Origin of the sequence: Streptococcus sp. 27098_8_86, assembly GCF_041432595.1 — a bacterium.
Taxonomy (GTDB): domain Bacteria; phylum Bacillota; class Bacilli; order Lactobacillales; family Streptococcaceae; genus Streptococcus; species Streptococcus pneumoniae_F.
In genome coordinates this window covers 105466-123596 of sequence record NZ_JAPVZW010000004.1, presented here as the reverse complement: position 1 = coordinate 123596, position 18131 = coordinate 105466, and the positions used below count along the sequence as shown (strand labels likewise).

Annotated in this window: 18 protein-coding genes; 5 read left to right on the top strand and 13 right to left on the bottom strand. The window is 39.2% G+C overall.

The window, feature by feature from the left end; genetic code table 11:
* Positions 1-43 precede the first annotated feature (43 nt).
* Together ptsP and O3616_RS05410 are read right to left on the bottom strand one after the other, a co-directional pair.
* Positions 44-1777, bottom strand: a complete 1734-nt coding sequence (ptsP, locus tag O3616_RS05415) for a phosphoenolpyruvate--protein phosphotransferase (RefSeq protein WP_042751092.1) — start codon at positions 1775-1777, stop codon at positions 44-46.
* A 5-nt stretch (positions 1778-1782) separates the two neighbouring features.
* A complete protein-coding gene (locus O3616_RS05410) occupies positions 1783-2046 on the bottom strand; it encodes a phosphocarrier protein HPr (protein ID WP_000146947.1) in 264 nt (87 codons plus the stop codon).
* 350 nt (positions 2047-2396) lie between these two features.
* Here O3616_RS05410 and nrdH point away from each other — a divergent pair, with 350 nt between their 5' ends.
* From nrdH to O3616_RS05385, 5 genes are all read left to right on the top strand, one after another.
* On the top strand, positions 2397-2615 hold the full coding sequence (gene nrdH, locus O3616_RS05405; protein WP_371638311.1) for a glutaredoxin-like protein NrdH: 219 nt from the start codon (positions 2397-2399) through the stop codon (positions 2613-2615).
* A gap of 80 nt (positions 2616-2695) precedes the next feature.
* A complete protein-coding gene (gene nrdE / locus O3616_RS05400) occupies positions 2696-4855 on the top strand; it encodes a class 1b ribonucleoside-diphosphate reductase subunit alpha (protein WP_265471610.1) in 2160 nt (719 codons plus the stop codon).
* 24 nt (positions 4856-4879) lie between these two features.
* Complete coding sequence (locus tag O3616_RS05395) at positions 4880-5284, top strand: hypothetical protein (RefSeq protein ID WP_125386559.1); 405 nt, start codon at positions 4880-4882, stop codon at positions 5282-5284.
* Between the two features lie 27 nt (positions 5285-5311).
* Positions 5312-6274: a class 1b ribonucleoside-diphosphate reductase subunit beta gene (gene nrdF, locus O3616_RS05390; protein ID WP_000451384.1), complete on the top strand. Its 963-nt coding sequence runs from the start codon at positions 5312-5314 to the stop codon at positions 6272-6274.
* A 142-nt stretch (positions 6275-6416) separates the two neighbouring features.
* Entirely contained in the window at positions 6417-7184 is a 768-nt protein-coding gene (locus tag O3616_RS05385; RefSeq protein ID WP_371638310.1) for a DeoR/GlpR family DNA-binding transcription regulator, read from the top strand.
* Positions 7185-7288: 104 nt separating this feature from the next.
* Here O3616_RS05385 and O3616_RS05380 read toward each other — a convergent pair whose 3' ends face one another.
* The 11 genes from O3616_RS05380 to O3616_RS05330 form a co-directional block, all read right to left on the bottom strand.
* The gene (locus tag O3616_RS05380) at positions 7289-7546 is read right to left on the bottom strand and encodes a DUF3884 family protein (protein ID WP_077805063.1); all 258 of its coding nucleotides are present in this window, start codon (positions 7544-7546) and stop codon (positions 7289-7291) included.
* 41 nt (positions 7547-7587) lie between these two features.
* Positions 7588-8994 carry a 6-phospho-beta-galactosidase gene (gene lacG / locus O3616_RS05375; RefSeq protein ID WP_371638309.1) on the bottom strand — a complete coding sequence of 469 codons (1407 nt, stop codon included), beginning with the start codon at positions 8992-8994 and terminating at the stop codon, positions 7588-7590.
* Positions 8995-9333: 339 nt separating this feature from the next.
* Positions 9334-11025 carry a lactose-specific PTS transporter subunit EIIC gene (locus O3616_RS05370; RefSeq protein WP_371638308.1) on the bottom strand — a complete coding sequence of 564 codons (1692 nt, stop codon included), beginning with the start codon at positions 11023-11025 and terminating at the stop codon, positions 9334-9336.
* Positions 11025-11342, bottom strand: coding sequence for a PTS lactose/cellobiose transporter subunit IIA (locus O3616_RS05365; RefSeq protein WP_001078329.1), 318 nt, complete (start codon positions 11340-11342; stop codon positions 11025-11027). Before O3616_RS05365 ends, O3616_RS05370 begins: the two co-directional genes overlap by 1 nt.
* Before the next feature lie 35 nt (positions 11343-11377).
* Positions 11378-12214, bottom strand: coding sequence for a PRD domain-containing protein (locus O3616_RS05360; protein ID WP_049491608.1), 837 nt, complete (start codon positions 12212-12214; stop codon positions 11378-11380).
* A 233-nt stretch (positions 12215-12447) separates the two neighbouring features.
* Positions 12448-13428 (bottom strand): tagatose-bisphosphate aldolase, encoded by a 981-nt coding sequence (lacD, locus tag O3616_RS05355; RefSeq protein ID WP_001229114.1) that lies wholly within the window; start codon positions 13426-13428, stop codon positions 12448-12450.
* A 1-nt stretch (position 13429) separates the two neighbouring features.
* A complete protein-coding gene (locus tag O3616_RS05350; RefSeq protein WP_004260652.1) occupies positions 13430-14359 on the bottom strand; it encodes a tagatose-6-phosphate kinase in 930 nt (309 codons plus the stop codon).
* 10 nt (positions 14360-14369) lie between these two features.
* Complete coding sequence (gene lacB / locus O3616_RS05345; protein WP_001216913.1) at positions 14370-14885, bottom strand: galactose-6-phosphate isomerase subunit LacB; 516 nt, start codon at positions 14883-14885, stop codon at positions 14370-14372.
* A 30-nt stretch (positions 14886-14915) separates the two neighbouring features.
* Positions 14916-15341 (bottom strand): galactose-6-phosphate isomerase subunit LacA, encoded by a 426-nt coding sequence (lacA, locus tag O3616_RS05340; RefSeq protein ID WP_000029277.1) that lies wholly within the window; start codon positions 15339-15341, stop codon positions 14916-14918.
* A 291-nt stretch (positions 15342-15632) separates the two neighbouring features.
* Positions 15633-16529 carry an aldose 1-epimerase family protein gene (locus O3616_RS05335; protein ID WP_371638307.1) on the bottom strand — a complete coding sequence of 299 codons (897 nt, stop codon included), beginning with the start codon at positions 16527-16529 and terminating at the stop codon, positions 15633-15635.
* Between the two features lie 98 nt (positions 16530-16627).
* Positions 16628-18103: a PTS galactitol transporter subunit IIC gene (locus tag O3616_RS05330; protein WP_042751083.1), complete on the bottom strand. Its 1476-nt coding sequence runs from the start codon at positions 18101-18103 to the stop codon at positions 16628-16630.
* Between the last annotated feature and the right edge of the window lie 28 nt (positions 18104-18131).

Below are 18131 nucleotides of genomic sequence, written 5' to 3'. Positions count from 1 at the left end.
AACTATAAAAAAACCTTGCAACTTAGTTGCAAGGACTTTTCGATTAATCAAAGTTAACGTATTCTTTTTGAAGTTCAAGAACTTCTTCCATTGTTGAACACTCTGTAAGGGCACGGTTAGCGTACTCTTCCATCTTAGCAGTATCCAATTTCTTCATCAAGCTACGTGTACGAAGGACAGATGTTGCTGACATAGAGAATTCATCCAAGCCCATACCGACAAGAAGTGGAACAGCTTTTTGGTCACCAGCCATCTCACCACACATACCAGCCCATTTACCTTCAGCGTGAGCTGCCTTGATAACGTTGTTGATCAAGCGAAGGATTGATGGGTTATATGGTTGGTAAAGGTATGAAACTTGCTCGTTCATACGGTCTGCTGCCATTGAGTATTGGATCAAGTCGTTTGTTCCAATTGACATGAAGTCTACTTCTTTTGCAAATTGGTCTGCAAGCATTGCTGCTGCAGGGATTTCAATCATGATACCAACTTGGATGTCATCCGCAACTGCAACTCCTTCAGAAAGAAGGTTTGCTTTTTCTTCTTCATAAACTGCTTTAGCTGCACGGAATTCTTTCAAGAGGGCAACCATTGGGAACATGATACGCAATTGACCATGAACAGAAGCACGAAGAAGGGCACGGATTTGTGTACGGAACATTGCATCTCCAGTTTCAGAAATAGAGATACGAAGGGCACGGAATCCAAGGAATGGGTTCATTTCGTGTGGCATATCGAAGTAAGGAAGTTCCTTATCTCCACCGATATCCATTGTACGAACAACCACTGGTTTACCATTCATTCCCTCAAGAACAGCCTTGTATGCTTCATACTGCTCATCTTCAGTTGGGAAGTCTTGAGAATCCATGTACAAGAACTCTGTACGGTAAAGTCCAACAGCTTCTGCACCGTTGTTGTTAACACCTTCAACGTCTTTTGGAGTACCGATGTTAGCAGCCAACTCGAAGTGTTTACCGTCAGCAGTTACTGTTTGAGCATCTTTCAAAAGTGCCCATTCAGCTTTTTGTTTAGCATAAGCTTCACCAGCTGCTTTAAATTCTGCCGCTTGTTCATCTGTTGGGTTGATAATCACTTCACCAGTAATTCCGTTAACGGCAAGGATATCACCGTCTTTCACCACTTCAGTGATGTTATTTGTTCCCAATACAGCTGCAATTTCAAGTGTACGTGCCATGATAGCTGAGTGGCTTGTACGTCCACCGATGTTTGTTACAAAAGCTTTTACAAAGTTTTTGTCCAATTGAGCTGTATCAGATGGTGTCAAGTCATGCGCAATTACGATTACTTCTTCATTGATAGAAGCTGGGTTTGGCAATTTTTTACCAAGAAGGTTAGCCAACACACGTTTTGTCACGTCGCGGATATCCGCTGCACGTTCTTGCATGTATGGGTTGTCTTCCATGCCTTCAAAGATAGTGATGAACATGTCAGTCACTTCTTTAAGACCTGCTTCAGCATTGACTTTCTTAGCACGGATTGTTTCTTTAATCTGACCAATTAATTCTGGGTCAGCAAGAACCATCAAATGAGCGTCAAAAACTTGAGCCGCTTCTTCACCAAGCGTACCTACAGCTTTCTCACGGATAAGAGAAAGCTCGTTTTGAGAAGCTTCAAGAGCTACATCCAAACGAGCCTCTTCTGCGTTTGTATCTTCGACTGAAACAGTCTCGAATGACAAATCCGGTTGAACGAGTAGATATGCTTTTGCAACTGCAACACCATCAGATGCTGCGATTCCTTTAAGCATTTCTGTCATTTTTCTTATGCCAATCCTTCTTTTTCCATTGTTTCTGAGATTGCAGCGATAGCGTCATCTGCATCTGCACCTTCAGCTGAGATAGTTACGTCAGCACCTTGGCCAACACCAAGACTCATAACACCCATGATTGATTTAAGGTTAACTGATTTACCTTTGTACTCAAGAGTGATATCTGAAGCAAATTTGCTTGCAGTTTGTACCAACAATGTTGCTGGACGTGCGTGAATACCTGTTTCTGCCACTACGTGGAAATCTTTAGAAGCCATAGTTTGACTCTCCTTTTGTTCTTTCTTTTTTGAGTTATATGTGATAACCCTTACAATTTGGTATTATATCATCTTCTAGGATTTTTTTCAAGCATTTTATGGGATTTATTCGATTTCCTTTCAGATAACTTGCTGAAAATCTTCTATTCTAGATAACAAAACACAGGATATAGTTTTTCAAAAAACAACTTATAGGATAATTATCACTATCTCACAAAACAAACACTACATATTGTGTTTTGTGAGCTTGAGCAGAAAAATAGACCACTATATTTAGTTTCAAATCATTGACAAAAATTTATTTTCTGATATACTAAGAAAGTAATCTATTTTGAAAGAGGAGTTACACAATGGTAACCGTTTATTCTAAAAACAACTGTGTCCAATGTAAGATGACCAAACGTTTCTTGGACAGTAATAATGTCGCTTATCGTGAAATCAATCTTGATGAGCAACCTGAGTATATCGATCAAGTTAAAAAGCTCGGTTTCAGCGCAGCTCCTGTTATCCAAACACCAACTGAAGTCTTTTCAGGTTTCCAACCAGGAAAATTGAAACAATTAGCATAATCTTAGTACATCATCCAGAAGAAACTGCTTCTAGGGCTAACTTAGAAGCCTTTCTTTTGTAATTAGATAAGGGAAATTTTATGGGATTAAAACATCTTGAAGACGTAACTTACTTCCGTCTCAATAACGAAATCAACCGTCCTGTCAATGGACAAATCATGCTTCATAAAGATAAGGAAGCCTTGGATGCCTTCTTTAAAGAAAATGTAGTTCCAAACACTATGGTTTTTGATTCAATCAAGGATAAAATCAACTACCTCATTGAACACAACTACATCGAAACAGCCTTTATCAAGAAATACCGTCCAGAATTTTTGGAAGAATTAGCTCAATTTATTAAAGAACAAAACTTCCAATTCAAGTCTTTCATGGCTGCCTATAAGTTTTACAATCAATATGCCTTAAAGACTAATGACGGTGAATATTATCTTGAAAGCATGGAAGACCGTGTCTTCTTTAACGCCCTTTATTTCGCTGATGGCAATGAAGCTGTTGCAATCGATATTGCCAATGAAATCATCCACCAACGCTACCAACCTGCTACTCCTTCCTTCTTGAATGCTGGACGTGCTCGTCGTGGAGAGTTGGTATCTTGCTTCCTGATCCAAGTAACTGATGATATGAACTCTATCGGACGTTCTATCAACTCAGCTCTTCAACTTTCACGTATCGGTGGTGGTGTGGGAATTACCCTCAGCAACCTTCGTGAAGCTGGCGCACCTATTAAAGGCTATGAAGGAGCTGCTTCTGGCGTCGTTCCAGTTATGAAACTTTTCGAAGATAGCTTCTCTTACTCTAACCAATTGGGTCAACGTCAAGGTGCTGGTGTTGTCTACCTCAACGTCTTCCACCCAGATATTATCGCCTTCCTTTCAACTAAGAAAGAAAACGCCGATGAAAAAGTTCGTGTCAAGACCCTTTCACTTGGTGTCGTGGTACCCGATAAATTCTACGAATTAGCTCGTAAAAATGAAGAAATGTACCTCTTCAGCCCTTACTCAGTAGAGCTTGAATACGGTGTGCCATTTAACTACATCGACATCACTGAAAAGTACGATGAACTAGTCGCAAATCCAAATATCCGCAAGACAAAAATCAAGGCGCGTGATTTGGAAACTGAAATCTCTAAATTGCAACAAGAGTCTGGCTACCCTTATGTAGTCAACATTGATACGGCTAACCGTGCAAATCCTGTTGATGGTAAGATTATCATGAGTAACTTGTGTTCTGAGATTCTTCAAGTTCAAGAACCAAGCTTGATCAACGATGCTCAAGAATTCCTGCAAATGGGAACAGACGTTTCATGTAACCTTGGTTCAACCAACGTTGTCAACATGATGACTTCACCCGATTTTGGTCGTTCTATCCGTGCTATGGTTCGTGCCCTTACTTTCGTTACAGATAGTTCACACATCGTAGCTGTTCCTACCATCGACCACGGAAATAGCCAAGCTCACACCTTTGGTCTCGGTGCCATGGGACTTCACAGCTACCTTGCCCAACAATTGATTGAATATGGGTCACCTGAGTCTGTTGAGTTTACTAGCATCTACTTTATGCTTATGAACTACTGGACTTTAGTTGAGTCAAACAATATTGCGCGTGAACGTGGTATTACCTTCCATAACTTTGAAAAATCAGACTATGCTAACGGAAGCTACTTTGACAAGTATGTAACTGGCGAGTTTGTTCCAAAATCAGAACGTGTTAAAGAACTTTTCAAAGATGTCTTTATCCCAAGTGCTGCTGACTGGGCTGAACTTCGAGACAAGGTTCAAGCAGATGGTCTTTACCACCAAAACCGCCTTGCTGTAGCGCCAAATGGTTCTATCAGCTATATCAACGACGTTTCTGCTTCTATCCACCCGATTACGCAACGTATCGAAGAACGTCAAGAAAAGAAAATCGGGAAAATCTACTATCCTGCTGCTGGCTTGTCAACAGAAACCATTCCTTACTACACTTCTGCTTACGACATGGATATGCGTAAGGTGATTGATGTTTACGCTGCTGCAACTGAGCACGTGGACCAAGGACTTTCACTCACACTCTTCATGCGTAGTGACATTCCAAAAGGACTTTACGAATGGAAGAAAGAAAACAAACAAACGACACGTGACTTGTCAATCCTTCGTAACTATGCCTTTAACAAGGGTATCAAGTCTATCTACTACGTCCGTACCTTTACAGATGATGGGGGAGAAGTCGGTGCTAACCAATGTGAAAGCTGTGTGATTTAATCATAATTTGAAAGGACTGGATTAATGTGGGTTAGAAATAGATACACTGGACCAGGTGGTGGTCTTTACACTGGACCAGGTGGTGGTCTCTACACCGGACCAGGCGGTGGTGCGTATACTGGACCAGGTGGTGGTCTTTACACTGGACCAGGTGGCGGTCTCTACACTGGGCCAGGTGGCGGTCTTTACACTGGACCAGGTGGTGGTCTCTACACCGGACCAGGTGGCGGTCTTTACACTGGGCCAGGTGGTGGTCTCTACACCGGACCAGGTGGCGGTCTCTACACCGGACCAGGTGGCGGTCTCTACACTGGGCTAGATAGTTCTCCATATATGAGTAATATTCCACCATTAGAAGTTTTTCTAAAAGAACTCGAAAAGAGAAATTTAAATCATTACGCAAATATGATTAAAAAGCATTTGCATTAACAAAATATAGAGGAGAGATTTTACAAAATGGAAACTTACTACAAAGCCATTAACTGGAATGCCATCGAAGATGTCATCGACAAATCAACTTGGGAAAAACTGACGGAGCAATTCTGGCTTGATACACGTATTCCTTTGTCAAATGACTTGGATGACTGGAGAAAGCTATCAAATGTAGAAAAAGACTTGGTTGGAAAAGTCTTTGGTGGTTTAACCCTTCTCGATACTATGCAATCTGAAACTGGCGTTCAAGCCCTTCGCGCAGACATCCGTACACCACATGAGGAAGCCGTCTTCAACAACATCCAATTTATGGAATCTGTTCACGCTAAATCTTACTCATCAATCTTTTCTACTTTGAATACAAAGGCTGAGATTGAAGAAATTTTCGAATGGACCAATACCAATCCTTACCTACAAAAGAAGGCTGAGATCGTTAACGAAATCTACCTAAACGGCAGCCCACTTGAAAAGAAAGTTGCCAGCGTCTTCCTTGAAACTTTCCTCTTCTACTCTGGTTTCTTCACTCCCCTCTACTATCTTGGTAACAACAAACTAGCCAATGTTGCGGAAATCATTAAATTGATCATTCGTGATGAGTCTGTTCACGGAACTTACATTGGTTACAAATTCCAACTTGGTTTCAATGAATTACCTGAAGATGAGCAAGAAAAACTCAAAGAATGGATGTACGATCTGCTCTATACTCTTTACGAGAATGAAGAAGGTTATACAGAGAGCCTCTATGACGGTGTTGGTTGGACGGAAGAAGTCAAAACTTTCCTTCGCTACAATGCTAACAAGGCACTCATGAACCTGGGACAAGATCCACTTTTCCCAGACTCAGCAGATGATGTCAATCCAATCGTCATGAACGGTATTTCAACAGGAACATCTAACCACGACTTCTTCTCTCAAGTCGGAAATGGTTACCTTCTTGGCGAAGTTGAAGCCATGCAAGACGATGACTACAACTACGGTTTGGACTAATTCACTTATCCCAGAACTGATAACAAATATCATGGTTTGTTTAAAACAACCATGATATTTTTGTTTTTGTTTTCTTTTGTTTTTTAAATTGATTGATTGAATACTTTATGATAAAATAGTAATAGAAATAGAGGTGATAACGATGTTAAAGCAGGAAAAACTAGATAATATTCTAGAAACGGTAAATACAAAGGGAACTATTACTGTAAAAGAAATTATGGCTCGCTTAGATGTATCAGATATGACTGCTAGACGCTACTTGCAAGAGTTGGCAGACAAGGATTTACTTGTTCGGGTGCACGGTGGAGCTGAAAAAATTCGCACAGGTTCCATTTTAAACAATGAACGTTCCAATATCGAAAAACAAAGCTTACAAATCGCAGAAAAACAAGAAATCAGCCGTTTTGCAGGCCATTTAATTGATGAGGGTGAAACCATTTTTATTGGTCCAGGGACAACCTTGGAATCTTTTGCCCGTGAACTTCCAATCGATAATATTCGTGTTGTAACAAACAGTTTACCAGTCTTTCTCATCTTAAACGAACGAAAACTAACAGATTTGATTTTAATCGGTGGAAACTATCGCTCTATTACTGGAGCCTTTGTCGGAACACTAACCTTGCAAAACTTGGCCAATTTACAATTTTCTAAAGCTTTCGTTAGCTGTAATGGTATTAAGGACAATGCGATTGCGACCTTTAGTGAAGAGGAAGGTGAATCTCAACGCATCGCCCTCAATAATTCCAATAAAAAATACTTACTAGCTGACAATAGTAAGTTCAATAAATTTGATTTTTATACCTTCTACAATATCTCTGATATTGATATCATCGTTTCAGACTCTAAACTGAGCAAAGAAACCTTTGAACAACTTTCAAAACAAACAAAAATTATTCTTTCTAAACCATAAAACTGAGGATTGATAAAAAATAAAATGCGTCATATCAAGAAAATAAGAATCTTGATATGACGCATTTAATAATGAAGATTTTTACAAAGAGTTTCCTAGATTCTTTATGATTGTTGAAACGGCATAAAATCTGAATCAAAGGAGATATTATCCCATTCTTCAGGATTGATAAAATTTAAAAAGATATTTTTAAATTCTTCCAGCTCATAGTCTGAATGGCAAATCCATTCTTTACCGGTAGAGACATACCATTTCCCAAGTTTTTTCAGCTCCTCATTAGTCAAACAAGGTATTTGAGAACATTTATCAAAATTGATAATATAAACTTTTTCATAAATTGATTGGATAAAATCTTTGAACATCTTTTGCCTCACTAGAATTCTATATCTAATTACTAATTCTACTAGTCTATAATCTGACTTTCCGCTACTTTCTTGTACCAGTGAGCTGATTTCTTAGGATAACGTTCTTGAGTTTCAAAGTCTACATAGAAGAGACCGTAACGTTTTTCATAACCGTTTGACCATGAGAAGACATCCATTAATGACCAAATGAAGTAACCTTTTACATTAGCTCCATCTGCAATAGCATCAGATAATACTTCCAAGTGTTGTTTCACATAATCAATACGACCATCATCGTAAACAGTGTTATCGACGAACTCATCTTTATAACCAAGTCCATTTTCAGTGATGTAAATCTTCTTATAGTTCGGATAATCTTTCTTCACACGCATGATTTGGTCATACAAACCTTGAGGGTAGATAATCCAATCCCAGTCTGTACGTGGTACATAATCAGGAGCTACACGACGACCAACACCTTTGATTTGGTACTTAGAACTTCCTTTCTCACCCTTACCATTATGGATAATTTCAGTTTCTCCATCAAATGCTTCCATCCAGTCACTCATATAGTAGTTGATTCCTAGGAAATCATTCAAGTCTTTTGCAGCTTCTAATGCTGTGAAATCTTCTTCACGAAGATCCAAGCTACCACCATTGACTGATAAGATATGGTTAACACCTTCCATCGTTTCATCTGAATAGCGTCCTAGATAAGTTGCATCCAAAATAAATTTATTGTGAATAATATCTTCCAACTCAGCTGCACGAACATCTGCTGGATTTTTAGGATCTAAAGGATACTTGGTTGGGAGAGCGTGCACGACACCGATTTCGCCTTTATAGCCTTTATCTTTGTACAATTTTACCGCACGCGCATGAGAAACCATCATATTGTGGTGCGATTGGAAAACTTTGGCAAGGTCGTACTGAATACCTGGAGGGAATTTCCCAACCAAGTATTGACCATCACCGATTGGTCCAATTTCATTGAATGTTGTCCAATAGTTTACTTCTGGAAATTCTTCAAAACAGAAGGCAGCGTAATCTACAAAGTGTTCGATATTTTCACGGTTTAAGAAGTCTCCATTTGAGTGGAGAGCTTCTGGCGTGTCAAAGTGATGAAGAGTTACAAAGGGCTCAACGTGACGTTTGTGGCACTCTGCAAATAAATTATGATAAAACTCAACACCTTTCTGATTTACTTGTCCGTAACCGGTTGGGAAAATACGTGACCAAGCAATAGAAATTCGAATACCATTGACACCATACTCTTCTGCTAACTTTAGGTCAACTGGATATCGATTGTAAAAGTCACTGGCTGGTTCTGCAGTGTACCAGTAGTTATCTTCAAGATATTTATCCCAAGCTACTGGTCCTTTACCATCAGTATGTGTAGCACCTTCTGCTTGATAAGCAGCTGTTGCGCCACCAAAAATAAAGTCTTTTGGTAATGTTTTTGTCATTTTTTTCACCTATTTCTTGATTTAAAATAAAGTAAAAGTGAGAGGAGAGGAGTCAGTGAGCCACCCTTCTCCATCTCACTTCTTGTACCGAGTCACCAAATTGTGACATGAGGAGGTAAAAACGATATCTTTTTACCGACGAATTAATAAGGCTATTAGGAAATTCGCCATAGCGATTTCCGTAACGATAGGAGACTATTTCAGAATCCCTATCGTTAATCGAATTGTGACATGAGAAGGTAAAAACGATATCTTTTTACCGACGAATTAACAAGGCGATTAGGAAATTCGCCATAGCGATTTCCGTAACGAGAGGAGACTGTTTCACAGTCCCTATCGTTAATCGAATTGAACTTGTACGAATGCAAGAGCACCTTTTCCATCACGAGTTAATTTGATGTATTGAGCGCCTTCTGTTTTCGCAAGTTTAATACCGAGTTTATCAGTTTCTGCTTTCATATCTTCAAAGTTAGAAGCTACTTGAGGAGCAAGGATAACAAGATCAAACTCTGGCAACATTTCACGGTGAGCACCATAGCCACCTGCTGCTGCTTTCACAGGGACATTGTATTCTGCTGCTGCCTTATTCAAAGCATTTGCAAGAAGTCCACTTGTACCTCCACCTGCACAGAGAACGAGGACATTTGTTTCTTCAGTGATGGTATTTTGTGCTGCTTCCACACCTGCTTTTTCAAGGATAGCATCTGCTTTAGCTGTATTAAAGTTCGCAGCAACTTTTTCTTTCAATTCATCATTAGATTTACCTGAACGTTCTTCTTCAAGAATTTGTTCATCATAGACCTTAAGGAATGGATAGTAAATGACTACGTCAACCACGATTAGAAGAGCAGCAAGAATGAATGATAGAACTTGGAAGTTAGTACCAAGAACTAGACCTAGTGGAGCTGGAGTTGTCCATGGTAGATTAGCAGTAAATGAATTCATGCCAAGTGTTTCAATAAAGAATTTGAAGATCCAAACGTTTGCGATTGGAGCAAAGATAAATGGAATGAAGAAGATCGGGTTCAATACAAGCGGTGCACCAAACAAGATTGGTTCATTTACACCAAAGAAAGTTGGAACTACTGAAGCACGTCCGATTGCGCGGTTACGTTTTGATTTTGTTAACCACATGAACATGAATGGAACAACCAGTGTCGCACCTGTACCACCCATGGTAACGATAAACATTTGTGTACCAGAAGTAAGAATCTTGTCAGCGTGCATACCTTGTTGAAGAAGGTTCAAGTTGACTTCGGCATTTGCATAGGTAATAGCTGCGATTGCTGGTTCAACGATAGATGGACCATGGATACCAACAAACCAGAAGAAGGCAAAGGCACCAAAGATAATGGTAATACCAAGATAGCCATCAGCTGCAGAGAATAACGGTGCAAAGAATTTACCGATTGATTCAGCTACGCTTGCACCAACAAAATGACGTGCTAGTAAATCAAGAGCATAAAGAGAAACAACAGATAGAGTGAATGGAATCACATCTTTAAAGACTTGTGAGATATTTGGTGGAACTTCGTCAGGCATACGAATAGTGACATTGTTCTTAACACAAACCTTATAGATGGCTACAGTAACAAAGGCAGCAAGGAAGGCTGAAAGCAAACCTTTTGTCCCCAAGAATCCAGTAGCTAGACCATTTTCGATAGGATCAGCTGCCAACATCAACAAACCAACAATTGCTGCCAACAATGTTGACATATAGTTGATTTGATTGGTTTTCTCCATGCTACGGTTTACTGAGTCAGTCAATGACTTAGCTGTTGTACCAGCTACCAAGAGAGCCAGAATACCCATTGAATAGCTGTAAGGTTTCATCAGAAAGGCTACAACTTCATCAGACCATTTAAAGCCCCATGAGTTTGGTACAAAGGCAATCAAGATAAAAATACTTGAGAAGAGAATAACAGGCATACCTGCAATGAAACCATCACGAATAGCACGAAGATAGATATTACGAGATAGTTTCTCAAAGAAAGGCTTTCCTTTCTCGATAAATGCAATTAGTTTGTTCATTATTTAACTCCTCTCTTATAAAGTTCGATTAAGTGGTGCATCAAATCTTTTAACAAGATAGTTGTCATCAAGTGGTCTTGACCATGCATCATGGTTACACTATACGCTAAGTCCTCACCAGAAGCTTCCTTAGTTAATAGACTTGTTTGCGCGTGGTGAGCCTCTGCAATACAGCTACCAGCTTCCTCTACCAAAGTGTCCGCTTTCGCAAAATCACCAGCTTCAGCAGCCTTCAAGGCTTCCAATAATTTTGAACGAGCATCGCCAGCATAGGCTACGATTTCAAAACCTAACAATGTTACTTCTTCTCTATTCATGATAGAATTCTCCTTATATAGTTTTAAATAAATTTTTATGACAATAAACGTTGGATATGTAGAACTAGATAAACTCGTTCACTTTTATACAAATCAAGACCCGTATGTTGCGTAATCACATCATAGATCTTGGAACCAATCTCGAAGGCTTTTGGATAGGATTGTTTAATATGATCTTCCATATCCAGAAGTGATTGGTTATCATCTCTAGATCTGTCTAAATAATCCAAGAAATAATTCAAATGTATCATAAAACGATCATAGAAATGATTATTCTCTTTGGTTCGTTGAATTGCATAGTCCGTTAAAACTTCTTCAACATTCCTGAGAATTTCTTTCCTCTTATCAATCGACTCCACAAGTTCCACTTCATTTTCGCCTTCGGCATTAATGAAATGATAAGCAATCCGAATAATTTCGTCCTCAGGAAAATGATCTGCTAGCTTCTGGCGGTAAATTTCAAATGCTTCATTTGCGATTTGAAAAGCGACAGGATACTTAGTGGAAATATCTGGCAGATTACTATCCTTGTACCTTCCTTGTGCTAGAGCTTGGTAAGAACAGTAAATATGATCTGTCAAGGTTACGTAGAGATACTCTTGAATCGGATAATGATATTTCTTTGATAGCTTATCAATGATTTCATAAGTCACTGTGATAAAATCAAGCGGAACATCTTTGAGGAGAGCCATAAAGTTTTCTCTTGACTCTTCGGTCTTCATCCGAAAGATTTTCTCAACCTGATGTTCAGTAATCAAATCTCCCTTCCTCTTCCCAAATGCAATCCCCTTACCAATTACAATCACTTCTTCTCCCTTATCATTCCTGACAAGCGAAACATTATGATTTATTGGATTTAGAATTCGATACATGTCAACCTCCTTTTATATCTTAAAGGTATATGAGTACAAAAAATGACCACAAATGAACTAGAAAATCAGCCGATTTCTAATTCACCTGTGATCATGCCTAATATTACTTAGTAACACTCACCTTGTATTAACTTGTGATTTAAGTATAGCACAAGTAAGTTATTTTGTAAACCTTTACATACAACTTTTTTTAAATTTTTTTAGATTCATGTTCCTAACCTAGGAGGACTTACTTACACGCGTTCTTTCCATGAAGTCGCTGTTGTTTGAAGAACTTTGTTGAGTTCGTCAATGTTTTCAAAACCAGTTGTGCGAAGCCATTCGCGAGCTGCTGCTTCACCATCTTTGATGTATGCTTCAACTGATCCAGCCCATGTAGCACGGCCACAAAGAACTCCGTTAAAGTTTGCACCTGATTCATGAGCAAATACAAGAGTATCTTGGAAAAGTTTAGCTGATACACCAGCACTCAAGTAGATGTATGGCAAGTTAGTTGCTTCATCTTGGGCTTTAAAGAAGGCTGCTGCTTCTTCACGTGTATAAACTACTTCACCTTCAGCGAAGCCTTCAACATATTTAATGTTAACAGGAACTTCAACTTTCAAGACATCAATGTTAAAGCGTGGGTCTGAGAAGACTTTCATAGCACCAATAACTTTGTGTGGTTTTACTTTCGCATATTCTACAGAACCTGCGTCAGCAATTTTTTCATCGTAAGCAAGGATTTCAAGGAAGAATGGGATATCTTCAGCCACACACTCAGAACCAATACGTTCGATGTAAGCTTGTTTTTCTTGGTTGAGTTCATCTGAGCTATCTACATCATAGTAAAGCAAGAATTTAACTGCATCTGCACCTTCTTCTTTAATACGTTTTGCAGACCAAACATCCAAGCAGTCTGGCAAGCGTTTTGTACTTGTTGTGTCATAACCTGTTTTTTCATAAGCAAGGAGAAGACCAGCTTTTTCATCAAGAGCTTTAGTCGCTGGAAGTCCATATTCAGGGTCAAGAAGCATTGATGAAGCGTATTTAGTCAATTCATCTGCTACCAAAACTTTAAGTTCTTCCATTTGAGCCACAGTTGGTTCTTCTGTTTGGTGTTGAGCCATGAGGCGTTTCAAAGCACCACGTTGGTCAAATGCAAGAGCTGAGATGATACCATTTTCATCAGAAAGTTTTTCTAAGCGTGCACGTTTTTGTTCTGTTAAAGCCATTTTATACCTCTTTTACTATTAATTGATCATATAGAGCTTGATAGTTGGCCATGTTGACATGACCAGTCATTTTTTCTTGAGCATTGAGCATACCAAGGACATTTGCCTTGATGAGTAATTCTGCATCCGATTCTTTGTGAAGAAGTCCTGAAGAAATTCCTGCTACAGTAGAATCTCCAGATCCGACAGGATTTACCACCTGAATTCTAGGAATATCTACCTTGTAGAAAGTGTCACCATGTTTGGCAAAAGCACCGTTGGCACCAAGTGAAACGATAATCCATTCAATACCTGCAAACAAAGGTTCTTGAAGGACTTCTTTTAATTCATTCAAATCCTCAGAAACTTCTCTTCCTAGAAGCTGGGACAATTCCTCATTATTTGGTTTGATTACTGTGGGTTTATGTGGTGATTCAAGAACCGCCTGAAGTGCAGCACCAGAGCAGTCCAAGACAACAGGCTTGCCAGCTTGATTAGCAAGTTCTACCAAGCTCGCATAGTAATCAACTGGAAGGCCAGCTGGCAGACTACCTGAGATGGCTACTACTTCAACTGAGTCCAAGAGTTTTTTGAAATGATCCAAAAAGCCTTGTCCTTCCTGTTCCAATACTTCAGGACCTTTTTCAAGAACTTCTGTTTGGTTGTCACCGTGGAGAATAGCGATACAGTTACGAGTCTCTCCCTGAATTGAGAAGAAATCTTTCTTTACTTGATTATCGATATGTTCAACCAAAAACTCACCAAGTTTACCACCAACTAAACCAGTAGCAAGAACAGAATCCCCAAATTCTGAAAGTACTCGGGTAACATTGAGTCCCTTACCACCAGCCGTTTTGGTTACATCCACCACACGATTGACAGTATCAATCTTCAACTCATCCAAGGGATAGGAAATATCAATGGATGGGTTCATTGTGACTGTTAAAATCATAGGTTACCTCTTAATCGTGGTATTCTCCGCGATCCCATTTTTCAAGGAATTCAGTGAAGAAGTTTGCGTCTGTTTGTTGAGCATTGTGACTTTCAACGTGTTCAATTTTCGCAATCAATTTTTTGTTTTCTTCAGATGGTTTGTATTCAGCATGGATGAAAGCTTCGATGATGTCACACATGAGCAATTCACCGGTAATCTTACCACCAAAACCGATAACGTTGGCATTCAATTGTTCTTTAGCATAAAGGGCTGTTGTCATATCACGAACCAAGGCAGAACGGACACCTGGAACTTTATTTACAGCGTTGTTGATACCAACACCAGTACCACAGATACATACTCCAAGATCAGCTTGACCGCTAGTTACAGCCTCCCCTACTTTTTTACCAAAGATTGGGTAGTGAGTACGTGTATGGTCATATGTACCAAAGTCAATGACTTCATATCCTTTTGATTTCAAAAATTCTGAAACCGCCATTTTTTCATCTGTTACGATGTGGTCACATCCAATTGCAATTCTCATTTTTAACTTACCTTTCTTACTGTAATCTAATTAGCACATTTTGTTCAACATATCGACACGAATTTGGTGACGTCCACCATCGTATTTACCGTTAACAAATCCTTTAGCGATGTTTTTAGCCAATTCATCACCAACAAGTTGTGCACCCATAGTGATCATACGTGAGTTGTTGTGGCCACGAGTCATATAAGCTGAACGTTCGTCAGATACTTCTGCAGCAACCATTCCTTTGATCTTAGTTGCGACCATAAATGGACCAGCTCCATAAGCATCAATCACGATACCAAGGTTTTGTTCTTCTTTGTTTACTTCTGCAGCAACAGCAAGAGTCACATCAACAAAGTCTTGACCTTCAGCTGTAACATCCACAACGTGGAAGTTTTCTTTTTCCAAGAAGTCTTTCACAACTTCTTTCAATCTCAAACCTGCAGCATCTGCACCGATAACAATAGACATATTGTATACTCCTTTTTATTTTTCTAGGCTAGTAAAACCTTTTATAGTTAGCAGTTTACCTACAAAAAGTTTTCTAGCAGTTTATTGACAAATTGGATTGAATGAGATGAATGACACCTTATTCAAGTTTAGGAAACCAGTTTCCTAGAAATAATATTTCTCCATGAAAGAGAATATAACAAGTGATTATTTGTTTGTTACAAACATCATTTGTTGCTTACAAACATAATATACTCCTATTTCTGAAAAAAGTCAACAGTTAATGTTTGTTTTTGTGTTTTATTTTTTAATTTAAAAAATTTCGATATCGAAACCAATTTGATCCACTTGACCAGGTTCTAGGAGACGAACATTCTTCTTATCTTCTAGATGATCTCCTTCTTCAAGTGATGTTGACAAGCCAGACCAAGGTTCAAAAGCAATGAAAGGTCCCTTATTCAAAGTTGACCAAATAATAAGGTTTGGAAACTCTTCAAAGTGCACTTTCAATCCCTTATCATGTTTACGAGAACGAAGGGCAATTGTTCTAGATTGCAATTCATCTAAGGTGACTGCATCTGTACTGAAAAGATCATAGCTGAGGTCTAATTCTTTTTGACCTTCTAGCCATGGACTTCTATCTTGGAAATCAAGCATCCCCGTTTCTGGGAAAGAACGTGGAACAGAGCAAGTCTCTTCTTTCTCAAACTCTAAATAGTAATCTTCATAGACTTCATCATCCAGTAGAGGACAATTAAAGCCTGGATGTCCACCAATAAAGTAAGGCATGACCTTGCTAGTTTCTTTATTGAAAATTTTGTATTGAGTCCGTACTGTCTTTCCTGTAAGGATATAAGTGATTTCTAGGCGAAAATGATAAGGATAATTTTGATAGCTATTCTCATCGTCTTCAATTGCAAAAGTTACACTATTATCTGTCTGTTCAATTAATTCAAATTCTTTCTTGCGAACCAAACCATGACGAGGAATCTTTCCTTTACTTTCCTGCCCCTTCTCATCTATATAGACGGCTGTATCCTCTCTCAATGAACCACAAATGGGAAAGAGAACAGGAGCTTGTCCACTCCAATAAGTAGCATCCCCTTGCCACAAATACTCCAGTCCCTCAGCATCTTTTATAGAAGAAAGAGTCCCACCAAAACTGTTAAATTCAACTCTTAATTGTTCTGATTTTAATTCAATTACCATTATTTTCTCCGATTTCTTGATAGTTTATAAAAAACTAGGCTGTCACTCCTAATGGTATGACAACCTAGTTTCAACAATTTACATTTTATAGGAGCGCATTATTTTGCTTTTGCTGCGTACTCTTCGTTACGTTTGATCATTTGTTTTCTGTACCATGCAAAGATACCGATATAGAATACAAGGAAGGCTACAGCACCAAGGATTGCTTTGATATCACCAGTTGTAGTGTTACCAATTGTCCAACCAAGAAGTTTTTCGATTGGTCCTTCAAGAGTTGAGTGAGTGATCAATTGAGTTTGGCTCACACCTTCTGGGAAGGCACCTACACCTTTAGCAAGTTCTGTTGCAAATGGCGCGATAAGTGTACCTGAAAGAAGGAAGAGTGGCAACAAGAGTGTTCCGAAGATAATCATACGGAGCAATTTACCACGTGTTACAACCAAGAGAGCTGGAGTAACACCCATAGCGATGATACCTGCAAGTGGCAAGATACCATTTCCGACGTTTGAAAGAAGCACAGCTTCAATCAACATAATTGGTGCAAGTACGTTTGCACAAGCCCAGATTTCAGCACGACCAGCGATGAATGGCCAGTCTAGACCGATGTTAAACTTACGTCCTTCCAAACGTTTAGTAGCAACGTTTGTAATACCTTGTGAAAGTGGTTCTACGGCAGCAATGAACCATGAACCGATAAGTGAGAAGAGTTCCAAAGCTACACCGGCTGTCAAACCAAGAGACAACCAACCTTTGATAACTTCTTGCCAGTTTGCTGCATCTTTAAGTCCTTCAACCGGATGTGGAGTACCCATCAAACCGATTACGATACCAAGGATGAAACCGATGAAGAATTTAGATCCCCAGAAACCGATTTTTTTGTTCAATTTAGCAGCGTCAAAGTCATATTTATCAAGACCTGGGAAGAATTTTTCAAAAATCTTATCCAAAACCATGATAACTGGGTTCATCATGTAGTTCATGTGAGTTGAAGTCATTGGAGATGAACTTGGTGCATTAAGAAGATCGTCAAATGTTGGTTTCATCAAGTCAGAGTTGATGATTTTAAGAACTCCTACAAGGACAACTGCTGCAGTCGCGATGAAGAGTGAAACTCCTTGGCTAACTCCATTGTTGTCTGCATACCATTTAATCAAAAGACCTGTGATAGACAAGTGCCAGATATCGAAGATATCGACGTCAAGTGTGTCAGTTTTCTTCATAGCAAGCATCACTACGTTGACAATCAACATGATGAGCAAGAAGTAAAGTGTCCAAGCAGATCCCCAAGTGATTGTAGCAAGTGGTGCCCAACCAACGTCGGTGATGTTCAATTGAATACCAGTGTTTTCAACGAATTTTGCAAGTGATGCTGAGAAAGCACCATTTAACATACCGATGATGGCACCGATACCTGTAAGAGCGATGGCAAGTTTGATACCACCTTCAAGCGCTTTGGAGAATTTCACTCCAAAAAGTAGAGCCAATACTGTCAAAATGATCAGCATGATGATTGGTCCACCCATATCCAAGATAGGTTTGAACAGCTTATTGGCTAGTTCGATAATGACATCCATAATAGTTCCTCCCTTTTTATAGTTATAT

Excerpts from the sequence above, each read along its gene's own strand:
- lacA (WP_000029277.1), bottom strand. The coding sequence starts at position 15,341 with ATGTCTATTGTTATCGGTGCAGATGCTGCAGGTTTGAGATTGAAAGAA.
- nrdE (WP_265471610.1), top strand. The coding sequence starts at position 2,696 with ATGGGATTAAAACATCTTGAAGACGTAACTTACTTCCGTCTCAATAAC.
- lacG (WP_371638309.1), bottom strand. The coding sequence starts at position 8,994 with ATGACAAAAACATTACCAAAAGACTTTATTTTTGGTGGCGCAACAGCT.
- O3616_RS05410 (WP_000146947.1), bottom strand. The coding sequence starts at position 2,046 with ATGGCTTCTAAAGATTTCCACGTAGTGGCAGAAACAGGTATTCACGCA.
- O3616_RS05395 (WP_125386559.1), top strand. The coding sequence starts at position 4,880 with ATGTGGGTTAGAAATAGATACACTGGACCAGGTGGTGGTCTTTACACT.
- O3616_RS05380 (WP_077805063.1), bottom strand. The coding sequence starts at position 7,546 with ATGTTCAAAGATTTTATCCAATCAATTTATGAAAAAGTTTATATTATC.
- lacB (WP_001216913.1), bottom strand. The coding sequence starts at position 14,885 with ATGAGAATTGCAATTGGATGTGACCACATCGTAACAGATGAAAAAATG.
- nrdH (WP_371638311.1), top strand. The coding sequence starts at position 2,397 with ATGGTAACCGTTTATTCTAAAAACAACTGTGTCCAATGTAAGATGACC.
- O3616_RS05385 (WP_371638310.1), top strand. The coding sequence starts at position 6,417 with ATGTTAAAGCAGGAAAAACTAGATAATATTCTAGAAACGGTAAATACA.
- O3616_RS05370 (WP_371638308.1), bottom strand. The coding sequence starts at position 11,025 with ATGAACAAACTAATTGCATTTATCGAGAAAGGAAAGCCTTTCTTTGAG.
- ptsP (WP_042751092.1), bottom strand. The coding sequence starts at position 1,777 with ATGACAGAAATGCTTAAAGGAATCGCAGCATCTGATGGTGTTGCAGTT.
- O3616_RS05350 (WP_004260652.1), bottom strand. The coding sequence starts at position 14,359 with ATGATTTTAACAGTCACAATGAACCCATCCATTGATATTTCCTATCCC.
- nrdF (WP_000451384.1), top strand. The coding sequence starts at position 5,312 with ATGGAAACTTACTACAAAGCCATTAACTGGAATGCCATCGAAGATGTC.
- O3616_RS05330 (WP_042751083.1), bottom strand. The coding sequence starts at position 18,103 with ATGGATGTCATTATCGAACTAGCCAATAAGCTGTTCAAACCTATCTTG.
- O3616_RS05360 (WP_049491608.1), bottom strand. The coding sequence starts at position 12,214 with ATGTATCGAATTCTAAATCCAATAAATCATAATGTTTCGCTTGTCAGG.
- O3616_RS05335 (WP_371638307.1), bottom strand. The coding sequence starts at position 16,529 with ATGGTAATTGAATTAAAATCAGAACAATTAAGAGTTGAATTTAACAGT.
- O3616_RS05365 (WP_001078329.1), bottom strand. The coding sequence starts at position 11,342 with ATGAATAGAGAAGAAGTAACATTGTTAGGTTTTGAAATCGTAGCCTAT.
- lacD (WP_001229114.1), bottom strand. The coding sequence starts at position 13,428 with ATGGCTTTAACAGAACAAAAACGTGCACGCTTAGAAAAACTTTCTGAT.